This is a genomic window from Streptomyces sp. NBC_01471, assembly GCF_041438865.1.
Taxonomy (GTDB): Bacteria; Actinomycetota; Actinomycetes; order Streptomycetales; family Streptomycetaceae; genus Streptomyces.
Genome location: NZ_CP109450.1, coordinates 1627394 through 1645826, shown reverse-complemented (window position 1 = coordinate 1645826; position 18433 = coordinate 1627394). Strand labels below are relative to the sequence as shown.

The 18433-nt window shown below is 69.2% G+C and carries 13 protein-coding genes; 10 read left to right on the top strand and 3 right to left on the bottom strand.

Annotated features, from left to right (window positions below):
* The first annotated feature begins 38 nt into the window (after positions 1 to 38).
* Positions 39 to 2009 carry an ATP-dependent DNA helicase gene (locus OG285_RS07255; protein ID WP_356829963.1) on the top strand — a complete coding sequence of 657 codons (1971 nt, stop codon included), beginning with the start codon at positions 39 to 41 and terminating at the stop codon, positions 2007 to 2009.
* A gap of 172 nt (positions 2010 to 2181) precedes the next feature.
* On the opposite strand, the gene lexA is transcribed toward OG285_RS07255, so the two are convergent.
* Positions 2182 to 2976, bottom strand: a complete 795-nt coding sequence (gene lexA / locus OG285_RS07250) for a transcriptional repressor LexA (RefSeq protein ID WP_371790544.1) — start codon at positions 2974 to 2976, stop codon at positions 2182 to 2184.
* 551 nt (positions 2977 to 3527) lie between these two features.
* Here lexA and nrdR point away from each other — a divergent pair.
* The 7 genes from nrdR (at position 3528) to OG285_RS07215 (ending at position 11658) form a co-directional block, all read left to right on the top strand.
* Positions 3528 to 4040 (top strand): transcriptional regulator NrdR, encoded by a 513-nt coding sequence (gene nrdR, locus OG285_RS07245; protein ID WP_356829967.1) that lies wholly within the window; start codon positions 3528 to 3530, stop codon positions 4038 to 4040.
* 125 nt (positions 4041 to 4165) lie between these two features.
* Complete coding sequence (locus tag OG285_RS07240; RefSeq protein ID WP_371790543.1) at positions 4166 to 7051, top strand: vitamin B12-dependent ribonucleotide reductase; 2886 nt, start codon at positions 4166 to 4168, stop codon at positions 7049 to 7051.
* Positions 7052 to 7324: 273 nt separating this feature from the next.
* The gene (locus tag OG285_RS07235) at positions 7325 to 7930 is read left to right on the top strand and encodes a YdbC family protein (protein WP_371790542.1); all 606 of its coding nucleotides are present in this window, start codon (positions 7325 to 7327) and stop codon (positions 7928 to 7930) included.
* 73 nt (positions 7931 to 8003) lie between these two features.
* A complete protein-coding gene (locus tag OG285_RS07230; protein ID WP_356829973.1) occupies positions 8004 to 8663 on the top strand; it encodes a histidine phosphatase family protein in 660 nt (219 codons plus the stop codon).
* Between the two features lie 12 nt (positions 8664 to 8675).
* Positions 8676 to 9605: an ADP-ribosylglycohydrolase family protein gene (locus OG285_RS07225; RefSeq protein ID WP_371790541.1), complete on the top strand. Its 930-nt coding sequence runs from the start codon at positions 8676 to 8678 to the stop codon at positions 9603 to 9605.
* Between the two features lie 582 nt (positions 9606 to 10187).
* Entirely contained in the window at positions 10188 to 10898 is a 711-nt protein-coding gene (locus tag OG285_RS07220) for a ribonuclease HII (protein ID WP_371790540.1), read from the top strand.
* 97 nt (positions 10899 to 10995) lie between these two features.
* Positions 10996 to 11658 (top strand): hypothetical protein, encoded by a 663-nt coding sequence (locus OG285_RS07215; protein ID WP_356829979.1) that lies wholly within the window; start codon positions 10996 to 10998, stop codon positions 11656 to 11658.
* A 143-nt stretch (positions 11659 to 11801) separates the two neighbouring features.
* Here the strand turns inward: OG285_RS07215 and OG285_RS07210 are convergent, their stop codons facing one another.
* The gene (locus OG285_RS07210; RefSeq protein WP_356829981.1) at positions 11802 to 12434 is read right to left on the bottom strand and encodes a hypothetical protein; all 633 of its coding nucleotides are present in this window, start codon (positions 12432 to 12434) and stop codon (positions 11802 to 11804) included.
* A gap of 215 nt (positions 12435 to 12649) precedes the next feature.
* Positions 12650 to 14818 (bottom strand): RecQ family ATP-dependent DNA helicase, encoded by a 2169-nt coding sequence (locus OG285_RS07205; RefSeq protein ID WP_371790539.1) that lies wholly within the window; start codon positions 14816 to 14818, stop codon positions 12650 to 12652.
* Positions 14819 to 14928: 110 nt separating this feature from the next.
* Here OG285_RS07205 and OG285_RS07200 point away from each other — a divergent pair, with 110 nt between their 5' ends.
* On the top strand, positions 14929 to 16224 hold the full coding sequence (locus tag OG285_RS07200) for a DUF4192 domain-containing protein (RefSeq protein WP_371790538.1): 1296 nt from the start codon (positions 14929 to 14931) through the stop codon (positions 16222 to 16224).
* Positions 16225 to 16346: 122 nt separating this feature from the next.
* Entirely contained in the window at positions 16347 to 18383 is a 2037-nt protein-coding gene (locus OG285_RS07195; RefSeq protein WP_371790537.1) for a glycogen debranching N-terminal domain-containing protein, read from the top strand.
* Positions 18384 to 18433: the final 50 nt, after the last annotated feature.

The following is an 18433-nucleotide window of genomic DNA, read 5'->3' as shown; positions in this document are numbered from 1 at the left end:
CCCCGATTGTCAGTGCTGCCCCGTAGGGTGGTCCCGCTATGACGAAGCCCTCCCTCCCCGAGCTCCTGCACGCCGCCGTGACCGCTGTGGGCGGTACGGAGCGGCCCGGCCAGGTCACCATGGCCGAGGCTGTTGCCGAAGCCGTTGACGACAACGCCCACCTGCTGGTCCAGGCCGGTACCGGTACCGGAAAGTCGCTGGGGTACCTGGTCCCCGCGCTGGCTCACGGGGAGCGGGTGGTGGTGGCCACCGCGACGCTCGCACTCCAGCGGCAGCTCGTGGAGCGCGACCTCCCGCGTACGGTCGAGGCCCTGCACCCACTGCTGCGGCGCCGCCCGCAGTTCGCCATGTTGAAGGGGCGGTCCAACTACCTCTGTCTGCACCGCCTGCACGAGGGCGTACCGCAGGAAGAGGAGGAGGGGCTGTTCGACCAGTTCGAGACGGCCGCCCCCAGCAGCAAGCTCGGCCAGGACCTGCTGCGTATGCGGGACTGGGCGGACGAGACGGAGACGGGGGACCGTGACGATCTCACTCCGGGTGTCTCCGACCGCGCCTGGGGGCAGATCTCCGTCTCCTCCAGGGAGTGTCTGGGGGCGAGCAAATGTGCCTACGGGGCGGAGTGCTTCGCCGAGGCCGCCCGTGAGCGGGCCAAACTCGCGGATGTCGTGGTGACCAACCATGCCCTGCTCGCCATCGACGCGATCGAGGGCGCCCCGGTCCTCCCGCAGCACGAGGTGCTGATCGTGGACGAGGCTCATGAGCTGGTCTCACGGGTCACCGGCGTAGCCACAGGCGAGCTCACTCCGGGCCAGGTCAACAGGGCGGTACGGCGGGCGGCCAAGCTCGTCAACGAGAAGGCGGCGGACTCACTCCAGACTGCTTCCGAGACTTTCGAACGTGTCATGGAGCTGGCGCTTCCGGGCAGACTCGAGGAAATTCCCGAGGATCTCGGATATGCGCTCATGGCCCTGCGTGACGCGGCCCGGACGGTCATCTCGGCCCTCGGTGCCACCCGGGACAAGTCCGTCCAGGACGAGGATGTCGTGCGGAAACAGGCGCTGGCGTCCGTCGAATCCATCCACGACGTCGCCGAGCGGATCACTCTCGGATCCGAGTACGACGTCGTGTGGTACGAGCGCCATGACCGTTTCGGGGCTTCCCTGCGAGTCGCGCCGCTCTCCGTCTCGGGGCTTCTCCGGGAGAAGCTCTTCGCCGACCGCTCCGTCGTCCTCACCTCCGCGACGCTCAAATTCGGGGGTGACTTCAATGGGGTCGGCGCCTCCCTCGGTCTCTCACCCGAGGGCGCCGAGGGGGAGGACGTCCCGCAGTGGAAGGGCCTGGATGTCGGCTCGCCGTTCGACTACGCCAAGCAAGGCATCCTGTACGTCGCCAAGCACCTCTCGGCCCCGGGCCGCGAGGGTTCACGTACCGACATGCTGGACGAGTTGGCCGAACTGGTGGAGGCATCGGGCGGACGCACACTCGGACTCTTCTCCTCCATGCGGGCCGCTCAGGCAGCGGCTGAGGAGCTGCGCAGCAGGCAGGACAGGCGTGTGCTGCTCCAGGGCGAGGAGACGCTCGGTGAGCTGATCAAGAATTTCGCGGCCGATCCCGAGACCTGCCTCTTCGGGACACTGTCCCTCTGGCAGGGTGTCGATGTGCCGGGACCGAGCTGTCAGCTGGTGGTGATGGACCGGATCCCCTTCCCCCGCCCCGACGACCCGTTGATGAGCGCTCGGCAGAAAGCGGTGGAGGAGGGCGGTGGCAATGGGTTCATGGCCGTTGCGGCGACGCATGCCGCTCTGTTGATGGCGCAGGGCGCCGGCCGACTGGTCAGGGCCATGGGGGACCGCGGCGTCGTCGCGGTGCTGGATCCCAGGCTGGCCACCGCGCGCTACGGCAGCTACCTGCGGGCTTCGCTGCCAGACTTCTGGTTCACCACGGACCGAAACCAGGTCCGCCGGTCACTGGCGGCAATCGACGCAGTGGCCAAGGAGGCCGGTCGGTAGGCCGTGACTGCGCTGCTGTGCCGCCAAAGCGAGAAACGGCGACAAGGGTCGAGAGGCTGAAAAAGCATGGGGAAGCGCGCCTGGATAAAGGCGCGGGAAAATGCTGAGAAATGGCAGGGCCCCGGAACCGGCGCAGTGAGTTCCGGAGCCCTGTTCAGGGCCGACGCGGTGCTCACACGCGTCGGAGCACAGCCACTACCTTGCCGAGGATCGTGGCGTCGTCACCGGGAATCGGCTGGTAGGCGGCATTGTGCGGCAGCAGCCACACGTGGCCGTCCTCGCGCTTGAAGCGCTTGACCGTGGCTTCGCCCTCCAGCATGGCTGCCACGATGTCGCCGTTCTCCGCGACCGGCTGGCGTCGCACGGTGACCCAGTCGCCGTCACAGATCGCGGCCTCGATCATCGAGTCGCCGACGACCTTGAGGACGAACAGCTCGCCGTCACCGACCAGCTGGCGGGGGAGCGGGAAGACATCCTCGACCGACTCCTCAGCCAGGATCGGCCCACCGGCGGCGATCCGGCCGACCAGCGGGACGTACGACGCTGCGGGCTTGCCCGTGGTGTCGGTGGTCTGGGTGCTCGGCTGGTCGGAGCCCCTGACCTCGTACGCCCGGGGCCGGTGCGGGTCGCGGCGCAGGAAGCCCTTGCGCTCCAGGGCCATCAGCTGGTGGGCGACGGACGAGGTGCTGGACAGCCCCACCGCCTGGCCGATCTCGCGCATGGAGGGCGGGTATCCACGGCGTTGCACGGAGTCCCTGATCACCTCGATGACCCGTCGTTGCCGGTCGGTGAGCCCGGAGCTGTCCGCCCGGATGCCGGGAGGCCGTCCGGGCAGCGAGCGCGCGGGGCGCGGGGGCAGCTGGCCCTCCGGGCCCGTAGCTGCGTCATTCATGGCATGCACCGGCTCGAGTCGGTTCTGCGAACGATCCTGGGCGGTGATGGTGGCGGTGTCTGCGGTCGTGGTCACGTCGTCGGCCCCTCTCGAGATGTTCTCTCCCTAGTTGGACAACGGTAGTGGCTTTCGAAAGGTTGCGCCAAACACACGTTCGAGTGAAAAAATGAAATATCCTTCACGTGAGCGCAGTGTCGGGTGTAAGAGCGCGGCCAGGGCCGAAAGGCAATTCGGTCGATTACGGTACCGTCCGCCGGTTGCGTTCGATGCCGCGGGGCGGTCGGCTGCGGAGCGTCGCACTGGGATCCCCGCCCGTCATCACCTTTTGTGCTGCCTGTGGCTGCCCGTCGTCGGCCGGTGGTCCCTGGTGGCCCGCGATCCGGCCGCCGAGGTGCTTCCCGTACTCTCTTGCGAGCCGGGCCGTCGCGGCGGCCGAGCGCGACACGCGCTCCGTGAAAGCGGTGGTGAACCCCAGATCTAGTGGTTGGATTGAAACAGCCACCCAGAAGTTGTGGTCCCTGGTCCTTCGTGGCTCGGGTCATCGCCTATGCTTGGGGCTGCTTCGAGGGGCTCGTTCCGGGCCCGGCGAGGCTATTCAGTCGTACTGCGAAGGAGGCTCGGGAACCATGCACTGCCCCTTCTGCAGGCACCCTGACAGCCGCGTTGTCGACAGCCGCACCACGGACGACGGCACGTCGATCCGCCGGCGTCGCCAGTGCCCCGACTGCTCCCGCCGTTTCACCACGGTGGAGACGGCCTCACTGATGGTGATCAAGCGCAGTGGGGTCACCGAACCGTTCAGCCGTACGAAGGTCATCTCGGGTGTGCGGAAGGCGTGCCAGGGGCGGCCGGTCACCGAGGACGCTCTCGCGAAACTCGGCCAGCAGGTCGAGGAGGCGCTGCGCGCCACCGGGGGTGCCGAGCTGACCACCCACGATGTCGGGCTGGCCATACTCGGCCCGTTGCAGGAACTCGACCTTGTCGCGTATCTGCGCTTCGCGTCCGTATACCGGGCTTTCAATTCGCTCGAAGACTTTGAGGCCGCCATCGCGGAACTCCGCGACGCGCAGCCCCCCGCAGTGGGATGTGAGTGCGGAGCGGCCCCTGTGGCCCCCGTACCCGCCACTGCTACCGACTGACCCTCCGGGGTCGGCGGACACAGACCTGCCTGCGGTGCTTCCTGCGCCGCAGGTGTCAGACAGACACAGTGCCATGGGAAGAACTGGGCACTTTTGGGCGTTTTAGCCCGCATATGGGAGGCGGCATGACAGAGACGGCGAGCGGCCCGGCACGAGGTTCCCGCGCGAAGGGAGCCAAGGCGGCTGCAAATCGGCAGGGGCTGCGCAGCGAGCGCATCCACACCACTCCCGGCGTGCATCCGTACGACGAGGTCGTCTGGGAACGCCGTGATGTCGTCATGACCAACTGGCGCGACGGCTCGGTCAACTTCGAGCAGCATGGCGTCGAGTTCCCCGACTTCTGGTCGGTGAACGCGGTCAACATCGTCACCAGCAAGTACTTCCGCGGCGCGGTCGGCGCGGACAACCGCGAGAACAGCCTCAAGCAGCTCATCGACCGTGTGGTGAAGACGTACCGCAAGGCTGGCGAGGAGAACAGTTACTTCGCCTCTCCGGAGGACGCCGAGCTCTTCGACCACGAGCTCACCTACGCGCTGCTGCACCAGGTCTTCAGCTTCAACTCGCCGGTCTGGTTCAACGTCGGCACGGCCCAGCCCCAGCAGGTCAGCGCCTGTTTCATCCTCTCCGTCGACGACTCCATGGAGTCCATCCTCGACTGGTACAAGGAAGAGGGGATGATCTTCAAGGGCGGCTCGGGCGCCGGCCTCAACCTCTCCCGTATCCGTTCCTCCAAGGAACTGCTCTCCTCCGGCGGCAACGCTTCGGGCCCGGTCTCCTTCATGCGCGGGGCCGACGCCTCCGCAGGAACGATCAAGTCCGGTGGCGCCACCCGCCGCGCGGCCAAGATGGTCGTCCTCGATGTCGACCACCCGGACGTCGAGGCCTTCATCGAGACCAAGGTGAAGGAGGAGGAGAAGATCCGCGCCCTGCGCGACGCGGGCTTCGACATGGACCTGGGCGGCGACGACATCACGTCCGTCCAGTACCAGAACGCCAACAACTCGGTCCGGGTGAACGACGAGTTCATGCACGCGGTCGAGGCCGGATCCCAGTTCGGTCTGCGCTCGCGCATGACCGGCGAGGTCATCGAGAAGGTCGACGCCAAGGCCCTCTTCCGCAAGATGGCCGAGGCCGCGCACGTCTGTGCCGACCCCGGGATCCAGTACGACGACATCATCAACCGGTGGCACACCTCGCCCGAGACGGGCCGGATCACCGCGTCCAACCCGTGCAGCGAGTACATGCACCTGGACAACTCGTCGTGCAACCTCGCCTCGCTCAACCTCATGAAGTTCCTGCGCGACGACGACCGGGGCAACCAGTCGTTCGACGCCGAGCGCTTCGCCAAGGTGGTCGAGCTGGTCATCACTGCGATGGACATCTCGATCTGCTTCGCCGACTTCCCCACCGAGAAGATCGGTGAGACGACCCGCGCCTTCCGTCAGCTCGGCATCGGCTACGCCAACCTCGGCGCGCTGCTCATGGCGACCGGTCACGCGTACGACAGCGACGGCGGCCGCGCGCTGGCCGGCTCCATCACCTCGCTGATGACCGGCACCTCGTACAGGCGCTCCGCCGAGCTCGCCGCGGTCGTCGGCCCGTACGACGGCTACGCCCGGAACGCGGACGCCCACCAGCGCGTCATGAAGCAGCACGCGGACGCCAACGCGTCGGCCACGCGCACCGACGACCTGGACAGCCCGGTCTGGGCCGCAGCCACGGAGGCCTGGCAGGACGTCCTGCGCCTCGGCGAGAAGAACGGTTTCCGCAACGCACAGGCTTCGGTGCTCGCACCGACCGGCACCATCGGTCTGATGATGGACTGCGACACCACAGGAGTCGAGCCCGACCTGGCCCTGGTGAAGTTCAAGAAGCTCGTCGGCGGCGGCTCGATGCAGATCGTGAACAACACGGTCCCCAAGGCCCTCAAGCGTCTCGGGTACCAGCCGGAGCAGGTCGAGGCGATCGTCGCCCACATCGCCGACCACGGCAATGTCGTCGACGCCCCCGGACTCAAGCCGGAGCACTACTCGGTCTTCGACTGCGCCATGGGTGAACGTTCCATCGCGCCCATGGGCCACGTACGGATGATGGCGGCCGCCCAGCCGTTCCTCTCCGGAGCGATCTCCAAGACGGTCAACATGCCGGCGTCCAGCACGGTCGAGGACGTCGAGGAGATCTACCTCCAGGGCTGGAAGCTCGGCACCAAGGCGCTCGCCGTGTACGTCGAGAACTCCAAGGTCGGCCAGCCGCTCTCGGCCAAGACCAAGTCCGCAGGGGAGGCTGAGGAGAAGACGGAGCCGAAGACCGAGAAGGTCATCGAGTACCGCCCGGTCCGCAAGCGCCTGCCGAAGGGCCGCCCCGGCATCACCACCTCCTTCACGGTGGGCGGCGCCGAGGGGTACATGACGGCCAACTCCTACCCGGACGACGGTCTCGGTGAGGTCTTCCTGAAGATGTCCAAGCAGGGGTCGACCCTCGCGGGCATGATGGACGCCTTCTCGATCGCGGTCTCGGTCGGTATGCAGTACGGCGTCCCGCTGGAGACGTACGTATCGAAGTTCACCAACATGCGCTTCGAGCCGGCCGGTATGACGGACGACCCCGACGTACGGATGGCGCAGTCGATCGTCGACTACATCTTCCGCCGTCTGGCGCTCGACTTCCTGCCCTTCGAGACGCGCTCGGCGCTGGGTATCCACTCGGCCTCGGAGCGTCAGCGCCACCTGGACACCGGTTCTTACGAGCCGGGCGACGACGACGTGGACGTGGAGGGCCTGTCCCAGTCCGCACCGCGCCAGGTGGAGGCCCCGAAGGCAGCCACGCCGCAGCCGGAGGCCGCTGCCGAGGTGCCCGCTCCGAAGCAGGCGCACAACTCGACCGAGTTGATGGAGATCACGCTGGGCCTGAACGCCGATGCCCCGCTCTGCTTCTCCTGCGGTACGAAGATGCGCCGTGCGGGCAGCTGCTACCTCTGTGAGGGGTGCGGCTCGACCAGCGGCTGCAGCTGACACGGGCAGCAATCGCGGCTGACGCATTCCTGAGCACCGGCCGCCGGGGACGCTGAACCGCGCCGGAGAGGGCGCCGACCACTGGTCGGCGCCCTCTTCCCGTGGCTCCGGAGGCCGCGGGGTGGCCCAACAGACCGTTGTGACCGCTTGGTTGACCGCAATGACCGACTATGTGATCGGTAGGGAAAGCGGCCCGGACGTATGCGGTAGCGGATCAGGACGGGCTTCGCCGGAGCGTGAGCGGCGTCACTCTCCTGGCCGTACGATGGCGCGGTGCTGGTCAAGTGGATTCGCTGCACGGTGACAGACCCCAGAGGGTTCGAGCAGGGGCAGCGGAGGTGGGCGGGGCTGCTGGGTGAGCCGGGATTCCGGGGGCAGGGGGGCGGTTGGAGCCGCGGTCGGCCGAGTGTGGCGCATGTGTTCGCCTTCTGGGAGAGCCGGTCCTTCTACGACTCGTTCATGGCGCGTGCGCACGACCGGCTCGCTGCCGCGCAGGCAGGCACGTTCAAGGACATGCAGGCCAAGCTCTTCGAGCACCGGTTCGATGTGAGAACAGGGTTCGAGCCCCGCTTCGGGGACGCGGACGTGGTCCGGGTCGCGCACTCCCGTGTGCACTCCGAGCGGGCCGAGCACTTCGCGCTGATGCAGGAGAAGATCTGGAACCCGGCGATGGCGGGGTCACCCGGGATGCTGCGCGCCATGTTCGGAGAGGCGCCCGGGGACGAGTTCCTCGTGCTCTCGATGTGGCAGTCGGCGGCCGAGCGCGGGAAATACCGGCCGGAGCGGATCGAGCGGCTGTCGCTGCGGGCCCAGACCGACGCGGATGTGGCGGCGCTGGCGGGCGACGTCGTTCAACTGGAACCGTCCTGGACCGTATGAGCGGCCATCGGCCGGTCGGACAGGCCAGGGGCTCATTGGCTCAGTCGGCGGCCATCCGATCTACTGTTTTGGCATGGCACGACCACAACGCATCGTTCTCGTCCGGCACGGGGAGTCGGAGGGCAACGCTGATGACACGGTGTACGAACGCGAACCCGACCACGCCCTGAGGCTCACCCCGAGCGGCTGGAGGCAGGCGGAGGCGACCGGGGCGCGGCTGCGGGAACTCTTCGGCCGGGAACAGGTGAGCACCTATGTCTCGCCGTATCGCCGCACCCACGAGACCTTCCGGGCCTTCGGTCTCGATCCGGAACAGGTAAGGGTCAGGGAGGAGCCCCGGCTGCGCGAGCAGGACTGGGGGAACTGGCAGGACCGGGACGAGGTGCGTCTCCAGAAGACATATCGCGACGCCTACGGCCACTTCTTCTACCGGTTCGCACAGGGGGAGTCCGGGGCCGATGTCTACGATCGCGTCGGATCGTTCCTGGAGAGCCTCCACCGGAGCTTCGAGGCGCCCGACCATCCGCCGAACGTCCTGCTGGTCACGCACGGGCTGACGATGCGGCTCTTCTGCATGCGCTGGTTCCACTGGTCGGTCGCGGAGTTCGAGGCGCTGTCCAACCCGGGGAACGCGGAGTCGCGGACACTGGTGCTGGGGGAGGACGGCAAGTACACGCTGGACCGGCCGTTCGACCACTGGCGCGTTCCGGAACCGTATGGCGTCACCGGTTAGAGTGGGGGCGAGATGACCGCTGAATCCTCTTTTCACTCCGTTTCCGGATCTCTTCCCGATGCTTTCGGACGCGCGCGGGCCAGCCTGCGCGGGCTCTCCGTCGGTGATGCCCTGGGCTCCCAGTTCTTCGCACCTGACAACTATCCGCTGCTGGCCCGGCGTGAGCCGCCCGCAGGTCCCTGGCGGTGGACCGACGACACCGAGATGGCCTGTTCGGTGCTGGCGGTACTGGCGTCGGAGGACCGGATCGACCAGGACGCACTCGCCACTTCCTTCGCCGCGCACCATGACTTCGACCGGGGCTATGGCCCGGCGGTCAACCGGATGCTGCGGCTGGTCAGGGAAGGGGGCGACTGGCGGGAACTGGCCAGCGCGCTCTTCGACGGCCGGGGTTCGTGGGGGAACGGCGCCGCGATGCGGATCGCCCCGCTCGGCGCCTGGTACGCCCACGATCCGGAGCAGGCCACGCACCAGGCCGAGATCTCCGCCTACACGACACATCAGCACCGTGAGGCGGTGGTGGGCAGCATGGCGGTGGCCGCTGCCGCCGCTCTGGCCGCCGATCCTGCGGGGCCCCCGACCGCAGCGGCCCTGCTGGACGGCGTGATCGGACTCGTACCGCGCAGCGCCGTGGAAGCGGGACTGCGCCGGGCCAAGGACATGCTGGACTACGACGACGCCGGTACGGTCGCCGCAGTGCTGGGATGTGGTCGGCGGACCAGCGCGCACGACACCGTGCCGTTCGCGCTGTGGTCGGCCGCGCGGGGCCTCGGTGATTTCGAGCGGACGTTCTGGACGACGGCCCAGGTAGGCGGTGACGTCGACACGACCTGCGCGATCGCGGGAGGCGTCGTGGCCGCGGGGGTGGGCGGTGTGCCGCCTGCCGATTGGCTGGAGCGGACCGAGGAACTCCCCGAGTGGACACCGTCGCGCCCGTCGTGACGTGACGGGCGCTGTGTTTGCCACTGGCGGGGTCGCCGCGCGGGGAAGGACGGGGAAGACGCGTAAGGCCGCCCGTTTGCCGATGTCGGCCGTCCAAGGAGCTCGTGTCGCCGACACGCTGTGGGCCGCGCTGCACGGACTGGTGACCGCCGCGACCGGCCAAGCCACTGTCGCAACGATCTTGGCCGGCTGTGCCAGGGCCCGCGACGCGCTGTTCTCCCCGCCGGGATTTGCGGTGCGCACCATACTTCACGAATGTGACAACGCTGCAGTGGAACGGTCCCATGAGCCGAACGCTGGCTGGTCGCCGCGCCATTCGCCCGACTCATCAAAGAGGTTGTGCAGCAACGAATCAGAGGTGGTGGGCGTTCGCCCGGACGGGTGGGCGATCTGATCTGCGGCGTGGGACCAGGGTCGAGGATGTCCCATTTGAATGTGTGCGGATGTGAATTTTTGGACAATGACATCGCCTGAACTGTCGACACAGTGATGGTGTCGCTGCCGCGTCGCTGGGGTCGTTGAATCCGGAGGCGGTACCGGGGTGTCGCGGGAGGTGTCAGGCGGCGTACCCTGACTGGCGCCATGCCGTACGAACCACCTACGCACACCGTCGAGCGCTCACTGCGCGCCACTACGGGTGCCAAGACCGTCGCCGGCGTCGACGAGGTCGGACGCGGAGCCTGGGCCGGTCCCGTCACCGTCTGCGCCGCAGTCACCGGACTGCGTCGACCGCCGACCGGACTCACCGACTCCAAGCTGATCAGCCCCAAGCGCCGTACGGAGCTGGTCGGCCTGCTGGAGTCGTGGGTCACTGCCTTCACACTCGGGCACGCCTCTCCGCTGGAGATCGACGAGCTGGGGATGACGGCAGCGCTGCGACTGGCCGCCGTGCGGGCACTCGAAGCACTTCCAGTCCGCCCGGACGCGGTGATCCTCGACGGCAAGCACGACTATCTCGGTCTTCCCTGGCGGGTCCGAACGGTGATCAAGGGTGACCAGTCCTGCGTCGCCGTAGCGGCCGCCTCGGTGATCGCCAAGGTGCGCAGGGACGCGATGATGGCCGAGCTCGCTGCGGAGTCCGATGTGTGCGGGGGCTTCGCCTTCGAAGCCAACGCGGGCTATCCCTCGCCTGTGCACAAAGCGGCGCTGGAGGAGCGGGGGCCCACCCCGCACCACCGGCTCTCCTGGTCCTATCTGGACGGGCTGCCCCAGTGGCGGCACCTGAAGAAGACCCGTCTCCCCACGGAGGCCGTCGCGCTGGAAAGCGGAGGCCAACTCGGCTTCGACTTCTGAACTTTCAGTGGACCGGCGGAGAAAAAATCTGTCCGAATCGCACTGACGTGCCCACCCGGTGGTGCCACGTGCGCCACCGTTTGATAGACATCCATTCATGCCTCTCATCCCCGAGGAGTCTCAGATTCACGAGAGTGCCCAGGGTCCCCGCGTTGCTCCGGCCGCCGGCCGTACTGCGTCGACCCCTCGTCCCGTACCCGGCCCGCGTCCCGCGGCCGTGCCACGCCCCGCTCGTCCGGGGCCCCGTCCTGCTGCCAGGCCTGCGCCCACCGCGCCTCCCGCGCAGCGGACATCCTCTTCCCAGCGTTCGGACAACCGGTCGGGCAACCGTCCGGAGGCCCGTCCTGAGACACCTGCTGGAGACTCTTCCGCGCCGCAGGTCCAGCTGATCCCCGCTTCGGCGGACGGTGCGCTGGACGCGGCGGAGGAAGCGGTCGACCTGCTGCTCGACGCCGGTCGCGCACCGGGCGACGTCCTGGTGTTCACCACCGGCGAGCAGCACCCGTGGGCAGCTCACGAGCTGTCCTTCGGTGAAGTCGCCTACTGGGCGCAGCACGATGCCCGCGAGGACGTCTTCTACGCGAGCGCCGATGCCGTGGGCCGGGCGAAGGCCCGTCCCGTAGTGGTGGTCGCGCTCAACGGCGGAACCGATGAATCCATTGCCCAGGTGCTGCCTGCGGCAAGGGAGTACGCGGGCGCGCTGCTGATCGTCTGTGGTGACCCGCAGCGCGTCAGTGCCGGGCTCGGTGCAGGCGTCTGAACCGTACGTCCCGTCCCGCCCGGCCCACTCCGGCAAGGAGTGGGCCGGGCGGAGCACGTTCGGCCGGGGGCTTGCCTGGCGCGGAAGGTACGGCAACGGACGTTGTTGCGGCGAGTCGTTGGGTGCCCCTCAGACGGCCTCGGTCAGCGGGCCGCGACCCGGCGCAGCGCGGCCGGTGCACCCGAACGGATAGGCGCCGGGGGCGAGTCGGTGCCGCTGCTGCCGATGCCGGCCGGGTGGGAGAGCGAGTTGGGCCGCCGCCCCCCGCGACCCTCGCCCAGCACCTGCCAACCGCCCCGGGTGAGCGTGATGTACGCCCCGCAGCGCAGCCCGTGCAGCGTGCAGGCATCGCGCAGTCCCCACATCCACGCACCGTCCTCCTCCGTCCACCGCTCGTCCCCCTCGCGGCAGTAGAGCAGTACGGCGGTGCGGATCGGCGTGCGGCGGCGGAGATCGTGCGGGACGACCCGGCGCAGATGGTCGAGGAGCGCGTTGCGCAAGTCCCAGCCGTCCGCGGGAGTGGAACGGCGGGTGAACGAGGCGCTGGCGACGAGCCGTTCCTCATGATCGAGCACGGCCACGACGGCGGTCGAAGGAGTGGGGTGATGTCTGGAGTGCAGACCGCTTACGACCTCACGGGGGCTGCGGAGCAGGGGTATGCCCGCGGCGGCCCACTCGGCAGGTTCCAGCATCCGCCCGATCCGGTTGCCCGAGTCTGCGGACACGGACGTCGAAGAGGCTGTCAGGGCGGCGGACGGAGCGAATCCGAAGGTCATGGTCCTCCCTTCGCATACGCGCCCATGGTGCGGGCAGGGTCGGGTGAGGCGCACCTGGACACAGCCCTTCCGAACACAGGCGGGCTGTGCGGGGAGCAATCCCAATTCTTCCCGCCGTACGGGTGGGCGGCAACGAGCAATTCGTACGACTGACGCGATTCTTCGTGGGTGGCTCACATATCCATGCCCACCGTGGCCCCTGGCGACCCCTGCCTTCACCCCTGAATGGCGAGGACCAGCGGAAACACCCCCTTCGCTCCGGACCGGCACAGCAGCCTGGCCGCCACGGCGAGAGTCCATCCGCTCGCCGAGAGGTCGTCGACCAGGAGAACGGGACCGCCGGCGGAGGCGAGCGCCGCGGCCAGTTCGGGTGGCACCGTGAACGCTTCGTGCAGCGCGCGCACCCGCTGGGCGCTGTTGCTCGGCGGGATCCGTTCGTAGGCCGACTGTGCGTACTCGACCCGGCCTAGCAGCGGCATGCGCCCGATGTCCGCGATGCGATGGCCGAGTGATTCGATGAGCTGGGGCCGGGTGTGCGAGGCGATGGTGACGACACCCACCGGCCGGGGCGGTGCGTCCTGACCACCCGAGGCCCATCCTCCCGGTCCCCGGGCCCAGTCGGCCAGCACGGTCACCACAGCGTCCGCCACCGCGTCGGGCACCGGGCCGTCGGGGGCCTGCGGTGCGAGCATCGGGCGCAGTCTGTTGCCCCAGCCGATGTCCGAGAGCCTGCCGAGCGCCCTGCCGGGAAGTGCCTGTTCGCCCTTGGCGATGCGGCCCTTGAGGTCGATGCCGACCGCTGCGAGTCCCGTCGGCCACATCTTCCGGGGCTCTACTTCTACGCCCGGCCTGCTCAGTTCACCCCGCGCCCCGTCCAGCGCCGCAGTGGAAACGTCTGCGGTGAAGCGGCCGCCCGCGCAGTTGTCGCAGCGACCACAGGGCGCTGCCTCCTCGTCGTCCAGCTGCCGGCGCAGAAACTCCATCCGGCAGCCGTCGGTGGTCGCGTAGTCCCGCATGGCCTGCTGTTCCGCCGCCCGCTGTCTGGCCACCCAGGCGTAGCGCTCCTCGTCGTAGGTCCAGGGCTGTCCCGTGGTGGTCCAGCCGCCCTTCACCCGGTTCACCGCGCCGTCGACGTCGAGGACCTTCAGCATCGTCTCCAGCCGGGTGCGCCTCAGCTCGACCAGGGGCTCGATGGCCGGCAGCGAAAGGGGCCTCCCCGCCTGGGCAAGGACGTCGAGGGTGCGCCGCACCTGCTGTTCGGGCGGGAAGGCGACCGAGGCGAAGTACTGCCAGATCGCTTCGTCCTCCTTTCCAGGCAGCAGCAGGACTTCCGCATGCTCGACACCGCGGCCCGCGCGGCCCACCTGCTGGTAGTACGCGATGGGGGAGGAGGGCGAACCGAGGTGGACCACGAACCCGAGATCGGGTTTGTCGAAGCCCATGCCCAGTGCGGATGTGGCGACGAGTGCCTTGACGCGGTTGGCGAGCAGATCGTCCTCCGCCTGCTGGCGGTCGGCGTTCTCGGTCTTGCCGGTGTACGAGGAGACGGCGTGGCCGCGCTGGCGCAGATAGGCGGCAACCTCCTCGGCAGCGGCGACCGTCAGTGTGTAGATGATTCCGGAGCCAGGCAGCTCGTCGATGTGATCGGCAAGCCAGGCCAGTCGGTGTGCGGCGTCCGGGAGCTGTACGACACCCAGGCTCAGGCTCTCCCGGTCGAGCGGACCCCGCAGGACCAGTGCGTCCGTACCCGCTCCTGTCCCCAATTGGTCGGCGACATCGGCGGTGACTCGCGAATTGGCCGTGGCCGTGGTGGCGAGCACGGGCACACCCGGCGGAAGGTCCGCGAGCATGGTACGCAGCCTCCGGTAGTCGGGCCGGAAATCGTGGCCCCAGTCGGAGATGCAGTGGGCCTCGTCGACCACGAGCAGACCAGTGGCCGCCGAGAGCTTGGGCAGTACGTCGTCCCGGAAGTCCGGATTGTTCAACCGCTCCGGACTCACCAGCAGCACGTCGACCTCGCCTGCGGACACTTCGGACTGGACCGTTTCCCATTCCTCAGTGTTCGAGGAGTTGATGGTGCGCGCCCTGATGCCGGCCCGTGCTGCGGCGTCCACCTGATTGCGCATCAGCGCCAGGAGGGGAGAGACGATCACAGTGGGGCCGCTCCCCTGAGCCCGCAGGAGCGAGGTCGCCACGAAATAGACCGCGGACTTGCCCCACCCGGTCCGCTGCACGACCAGCGCCCGGCGCTTGTCCGCGACAAGGGCCTCAATGGCCCGCCACTGGTCCTCGCGCAGTGTGGCGGCGCCGGTGGGGTCGCCGACGAGACGGGCCAGTACGGAGTCGGCCGATGCCCTGAGGCCGGAGCGGTCTGAGTTGGTCATGCCCCCATGCAACCTGATCGCACTGACAATGCGCGAATGAGACGGCCAGCCTGTGGATAACGTTATCCACAGGGGTCGCGGACCCGGGCGGATCGCGGGATCTTCGAGCCATGAACAAGCACGACGAAACAAACGGTCCTTCGCCCGTCCAGGAACAGGTCACGTTGCGCGGCCCTGCCGAACTCGCCGATGCGCTCCCCTATTTGCTCGGGTTCCATCCGACCGACTCAGTCGTGATGGTCGCGCTGCACGGAGCCCGTGGCCGTTTCGGCGGACGGCTCAGGCTCGGCATTCCACGCTCGCCGCAGGAGTGGCAGCCGGTCGCCGGCCAGCTCGCCGACGGGCTGGTCACCGGCAGTGAGAACCGGGGCCGGCGGCCGGAGGGCATCATCGTCTTCCTCTGCCAGGACCCTGGGCCGGGGGAGACCCCGGCGGACGTCATGGAACGCCTTCGTCCGTTCGCCCAGCACCTGCGTACGGCCTGCGGTGCCCTGGATGTGCCCGTTCCCGAAGCCCTCTGCATCTCAGACGGCAGATTCTTCTCCTACTGCTGTCCCGACACTCGATGCTGCCCTTCCGACGGGAATCCCATGGCCCTGCCCGGCACGTCGGTGATGGCCGCGGCTGCGGCGTACGCGGGAATCCAGGTGCGCGGATCGCTCCAGGAAATGGAGGCCAGGCTGACCCCGTGGCAGCCGCCTCGCACAGAGGCTCAGGAACGTGCACTGGACGAGGCGGCGGGCGCCCTGGTGCCGAAGATCCTGGCCGGAGCCGATCGTGAACAGGTAGGACAGGAGACGCTGGATGCGGCCCGGCGACTCGTCCGCCGCATCGGGCGGTCGCCGCAGGCGCCGGGCTGGGCCGAGGCCGATGCGGCGGACGATGCGCTCATCACCGACGATGAGGCCGCACTGGTTCTTCTGGGGCTCCAGGACCGCACGACACGCGACCGCGCCGCCGAGTGGATGGAAGGCCCGTCCGCCGGATCGGTCGTTCGGCTGTGGCGTGCTCTGGCCCGCCGCTGTGTCGGCCCGTACGCCGAATACGCCGCGGCGCCACTGACTCTCGCAGGATGGGTGGCCTGGTCGACAGGCGACGAACCGAGTGCCCGGGTGGCCCTGGGACGCGCTCTCGCCCTCGACCCCGGATACGTCTTCGCCCGGTTGCTTCACCAGGCGTGTAACGAAGGTCTCGACCCCGAGGCGCTCCGGCACTGCCTGCGCCGGGAGCGGAGCAATCGGGTGGCATCCGGGAAACCGCCGGCGCGGAGCGGCCGGCGTACCCCTCCCAAACCGCCGGGTGCCCGCCAGGACCCCCTTCCGGGAACCGATCGGCCCGGGACGCCGGCCGGGCGCGGCCGTTCGCGCCGCCGCAGCGGTCAGCGCGGGACGAGGAGCGGCCGATGAGAGCGGGACACAGGTGTGGCCGTGACCCGGCCGTGTCCGGCGCCGTTCATCCGGGTGGTGGTGCGCGGCGGTCCGCGCCGGGAGCTCCGCCGCAACCGGCCGCAGCGCTCAGGAGGCGGAAGATGGCTCTCAGCGTCCCTTCAGGAACACGCGGTGCGGCCGGGGGCCGTTCCACGGCGCCCGCTCCCGGGGCTGTGCCCGTAGGCCCGCGTCGGCGGGGCGAACTGCCCTCCGTGCACAACGCGTTGATCTGCGTGGGCCTTCCCGGACTCGCCATTTCGCCTGAGCACGGGCAACTTACCGGCCAGGGCTTCGACGGCTATTACCAGTCGGGGCGACGGCTCCTCTCCCGCTGCCATGTGCGGGTGTCCGGGCGTGAACCGGTTTCCGTCCGGGGCGGGTTGATCGCAGCCGGCCGGGCCCGGTTCGTCGCCGTTGTGCGTCTGCCCGGCGCGGCGGGGCCCGACCCCGAGCTGGTCGTGGAGCGCCTCCGCTCCGCGGATGGCACCGAGCGGATCACCCTGCGCAGCGCCTCGGACCGGGTTCTGCGGGTGCCGGTGGAGATCGGGCTCGGCACGGACCTGGCGTTCCTGGGAGCCGTCGCGGCCGGATCCCCGGGGGCGGAACTGCCCGCTACTGTCCATGGAGCAGGTCTACGCTGGGCGGGAGACGGGTGCCATGCCGTCGTCACGGCAGACCCTCCGCCGGAGGATGCGCTGGCCGCCACAGGACTGCTCAGGTGGCAGCTCGAAGTCCCTGCGGGGGGCTCCACAGACATTGAACTCCGAATCCGTACGGACACGCCGACCCGTCCGGCGGGCCCGCTGTTCACGGGCGCGCTCTCCCCGGCGAGTGCGGACGGCGACGATCCCCGGGCGCAGTCCCTGCTGCGCTCCAGCCTTGCGGATCTGCGCGCGATGCTCGTGCGCGATCCGGGCCACCCCGCCGACATCTATCCGGTGGCGGGCGTGCCATGGCGCTGCGGGTTCGCGCCGGCGGAGATCCTCTGGACCGCCCGGATGACGCTTCCCCTCGGTACACGTCTCGCCGCCGCCGCGCTGCGCAGACTCGCCCGCACCCAGCTCGGGGGGACCGGGCCCGGTGCCGGTCGTATCCCGGGGCCCCTCAGGGATGCCGGCCCCCATCTCCCACCCAGCTGTACCGGGGTGGAGGCGACGCTGCTCTTTCCCGTGCTGCTGGCGGAGGCCAGGCTCTGGGGCCTGGCCGAGCAGGAAGTGACAGCGCTGCTCCCGGCAGCCGAGCGATGTCTTGCATGGCTTCGCGCGGCGGCGGACGAGGAGAGCCTGCTCGGCGAGCCCGGAGCGGGAGGTCTGCAGCGCGCGGAGACCCAGGCGCACGCCCACCGTGCCGCGGTTCTCGCGGCCGAGCTGCTCGACGGGTGCGGCCGTCCGGGCGCGGACGGCTGGCGTCAGTGGGCCGCCACGCTCCGGGGCGGGTTCCGGCAGGCGTTCTGGATCGAGGACCGGACAGGGGGCAGACCCGCCGCCGCTCGTACCCCCGACGGCCAACTGGTTCCGCATCTGGGCGCCGGGACGGCTCATCTGCTGGACACCGGGCTGCTGGGCGGCGGCAGGTTCGCCGAGGGGCTGCTGGACAAGGTGCGGACCGAGCAGGTCGCCAGACTGCTGGGCGGTCCGGCGATGGACTCCGGCTGGGGGCTCCGCGGCCTCGGTGCCAGGGAGCGAGGCCACAATCCGTTCGGGCACCGGGGTGGAGCCGTACGAGTGCATGAGACGGCTGTCGCGGTCGCAGGGCTGGCGGCCTCGGGGTTCGAGAAGGAGGCGTCCTCGCTGCTCGGCGGAGTGCTCGCCGCGGCCGAGTCCTTCGGCCATCGGCTTCCTGAAATGTACGCCGGGGTGCAGCGGACTGAGGGTGGCGTCCCCCTTCCGCATCCGGCTGCCTGCCGTCCGGCGGCCGTGTCCGCAGCGTCCGGGATCCATCTCCTCATGACTCTCGCGGGTGTCCGTCCCGATGCTCCGGCAGGAACGGTCGCACTCAGACCGATGAGCAGCGCTCCGCTCGGCGCGATCCAGCTGTCGGGGCTGTCGGTGGCCGGACAGCCTTTCTCGGTGCGCGTCAGCAGGCTGGGTCTCGGGATGGTCGAGGAAGCCGCGGCCGGACTCCAACTGGGGTTGTGAACGGGCATGAGAGGCGACGGAGTACGGGTGAATTGGAGAACACCGTGGAT

Excerpts from the sequence above, each read along its gene's own strand:
- OG285_RS07200 (WP_371790538.1), top strand. The coding sequence starts at position 14,929 with ATGAACAAGCACGACGAAACAAACGGTCCTTCGCCCGTCCAGGAACAG.
- OG285_RS07220 (WP_371790540.1), top strand. The coding sequence starts at position 10,188 with ATGCCGTACGAACCACCTACGCACACCGTCGAGCGCTCACTGCGCGCC.
- OG285_RS07255 (WP_356829963.1), top strand. The coding sequence starts at position 39 with ATGACGAAGCCCTCCCTCCCCGAGCTCCTGCACGCCGCCGTGACCGCT.
- nrdR (WP_356829967.1), top strand. The coding sequence starts at position 3,528 with ATGCACTGCCCCTTCTGCAGGCACCCTGACAGCCGCGTTGTCGACAGC.
- OG285_RS07215 (WP_356829979.1), top strand. The coding sequence starts at position 10,996 with ATGCCTCTCATCCCCGAGGAGTCTCAGATTCACGAGAGTGCCCAGGGT.
- OG285_RS07195 (WP_371790537.1), top strand. The coding sequence starts at position 16,347 with ATGGCTCTCAGCGTCCCTTCAGGAACACGCGGTGCGGCCGGGGGCCGT.
- OG285_RS07240 (WP_371790543.1), top strand. The coding sequence starts at position 4,166 with ATGACAGAGACGGCGAGCGGCCCGGCACGAGGTTCCCGCGCGAAGGGA.
- OG285_RS07230 (WP_356829973.1), top strand. The coding sequence starts at position 8,004 with ATGGCACGACCACAACGCATCGTTCTCGTCCGGCACGGGGAGTCGGAG.
- OG285_RS07205 (WP_371790539.1), bottom strand. The coding sequence starts at position 14,818 with ATGACCAACTCAGACCGCTCCGGCCTCAGGGCATCGGCCGACTCCGTA.
- OG285_RS07225 (WP_371790541.1), top strand. The coding sequence starts at position 8,676 with ATGACCGCTGAATCCTCTTTTCACTCCGTTTCCGGATCTCTTCCCGAT.
- OG285_RS07210 (WP_356829981.1), bottom strand. The coding sequence starts at position 12,434 with ATGACCTTCGGATTCGCTCCGTCCGCCGCCCTGACAGCCTCTTCGACG.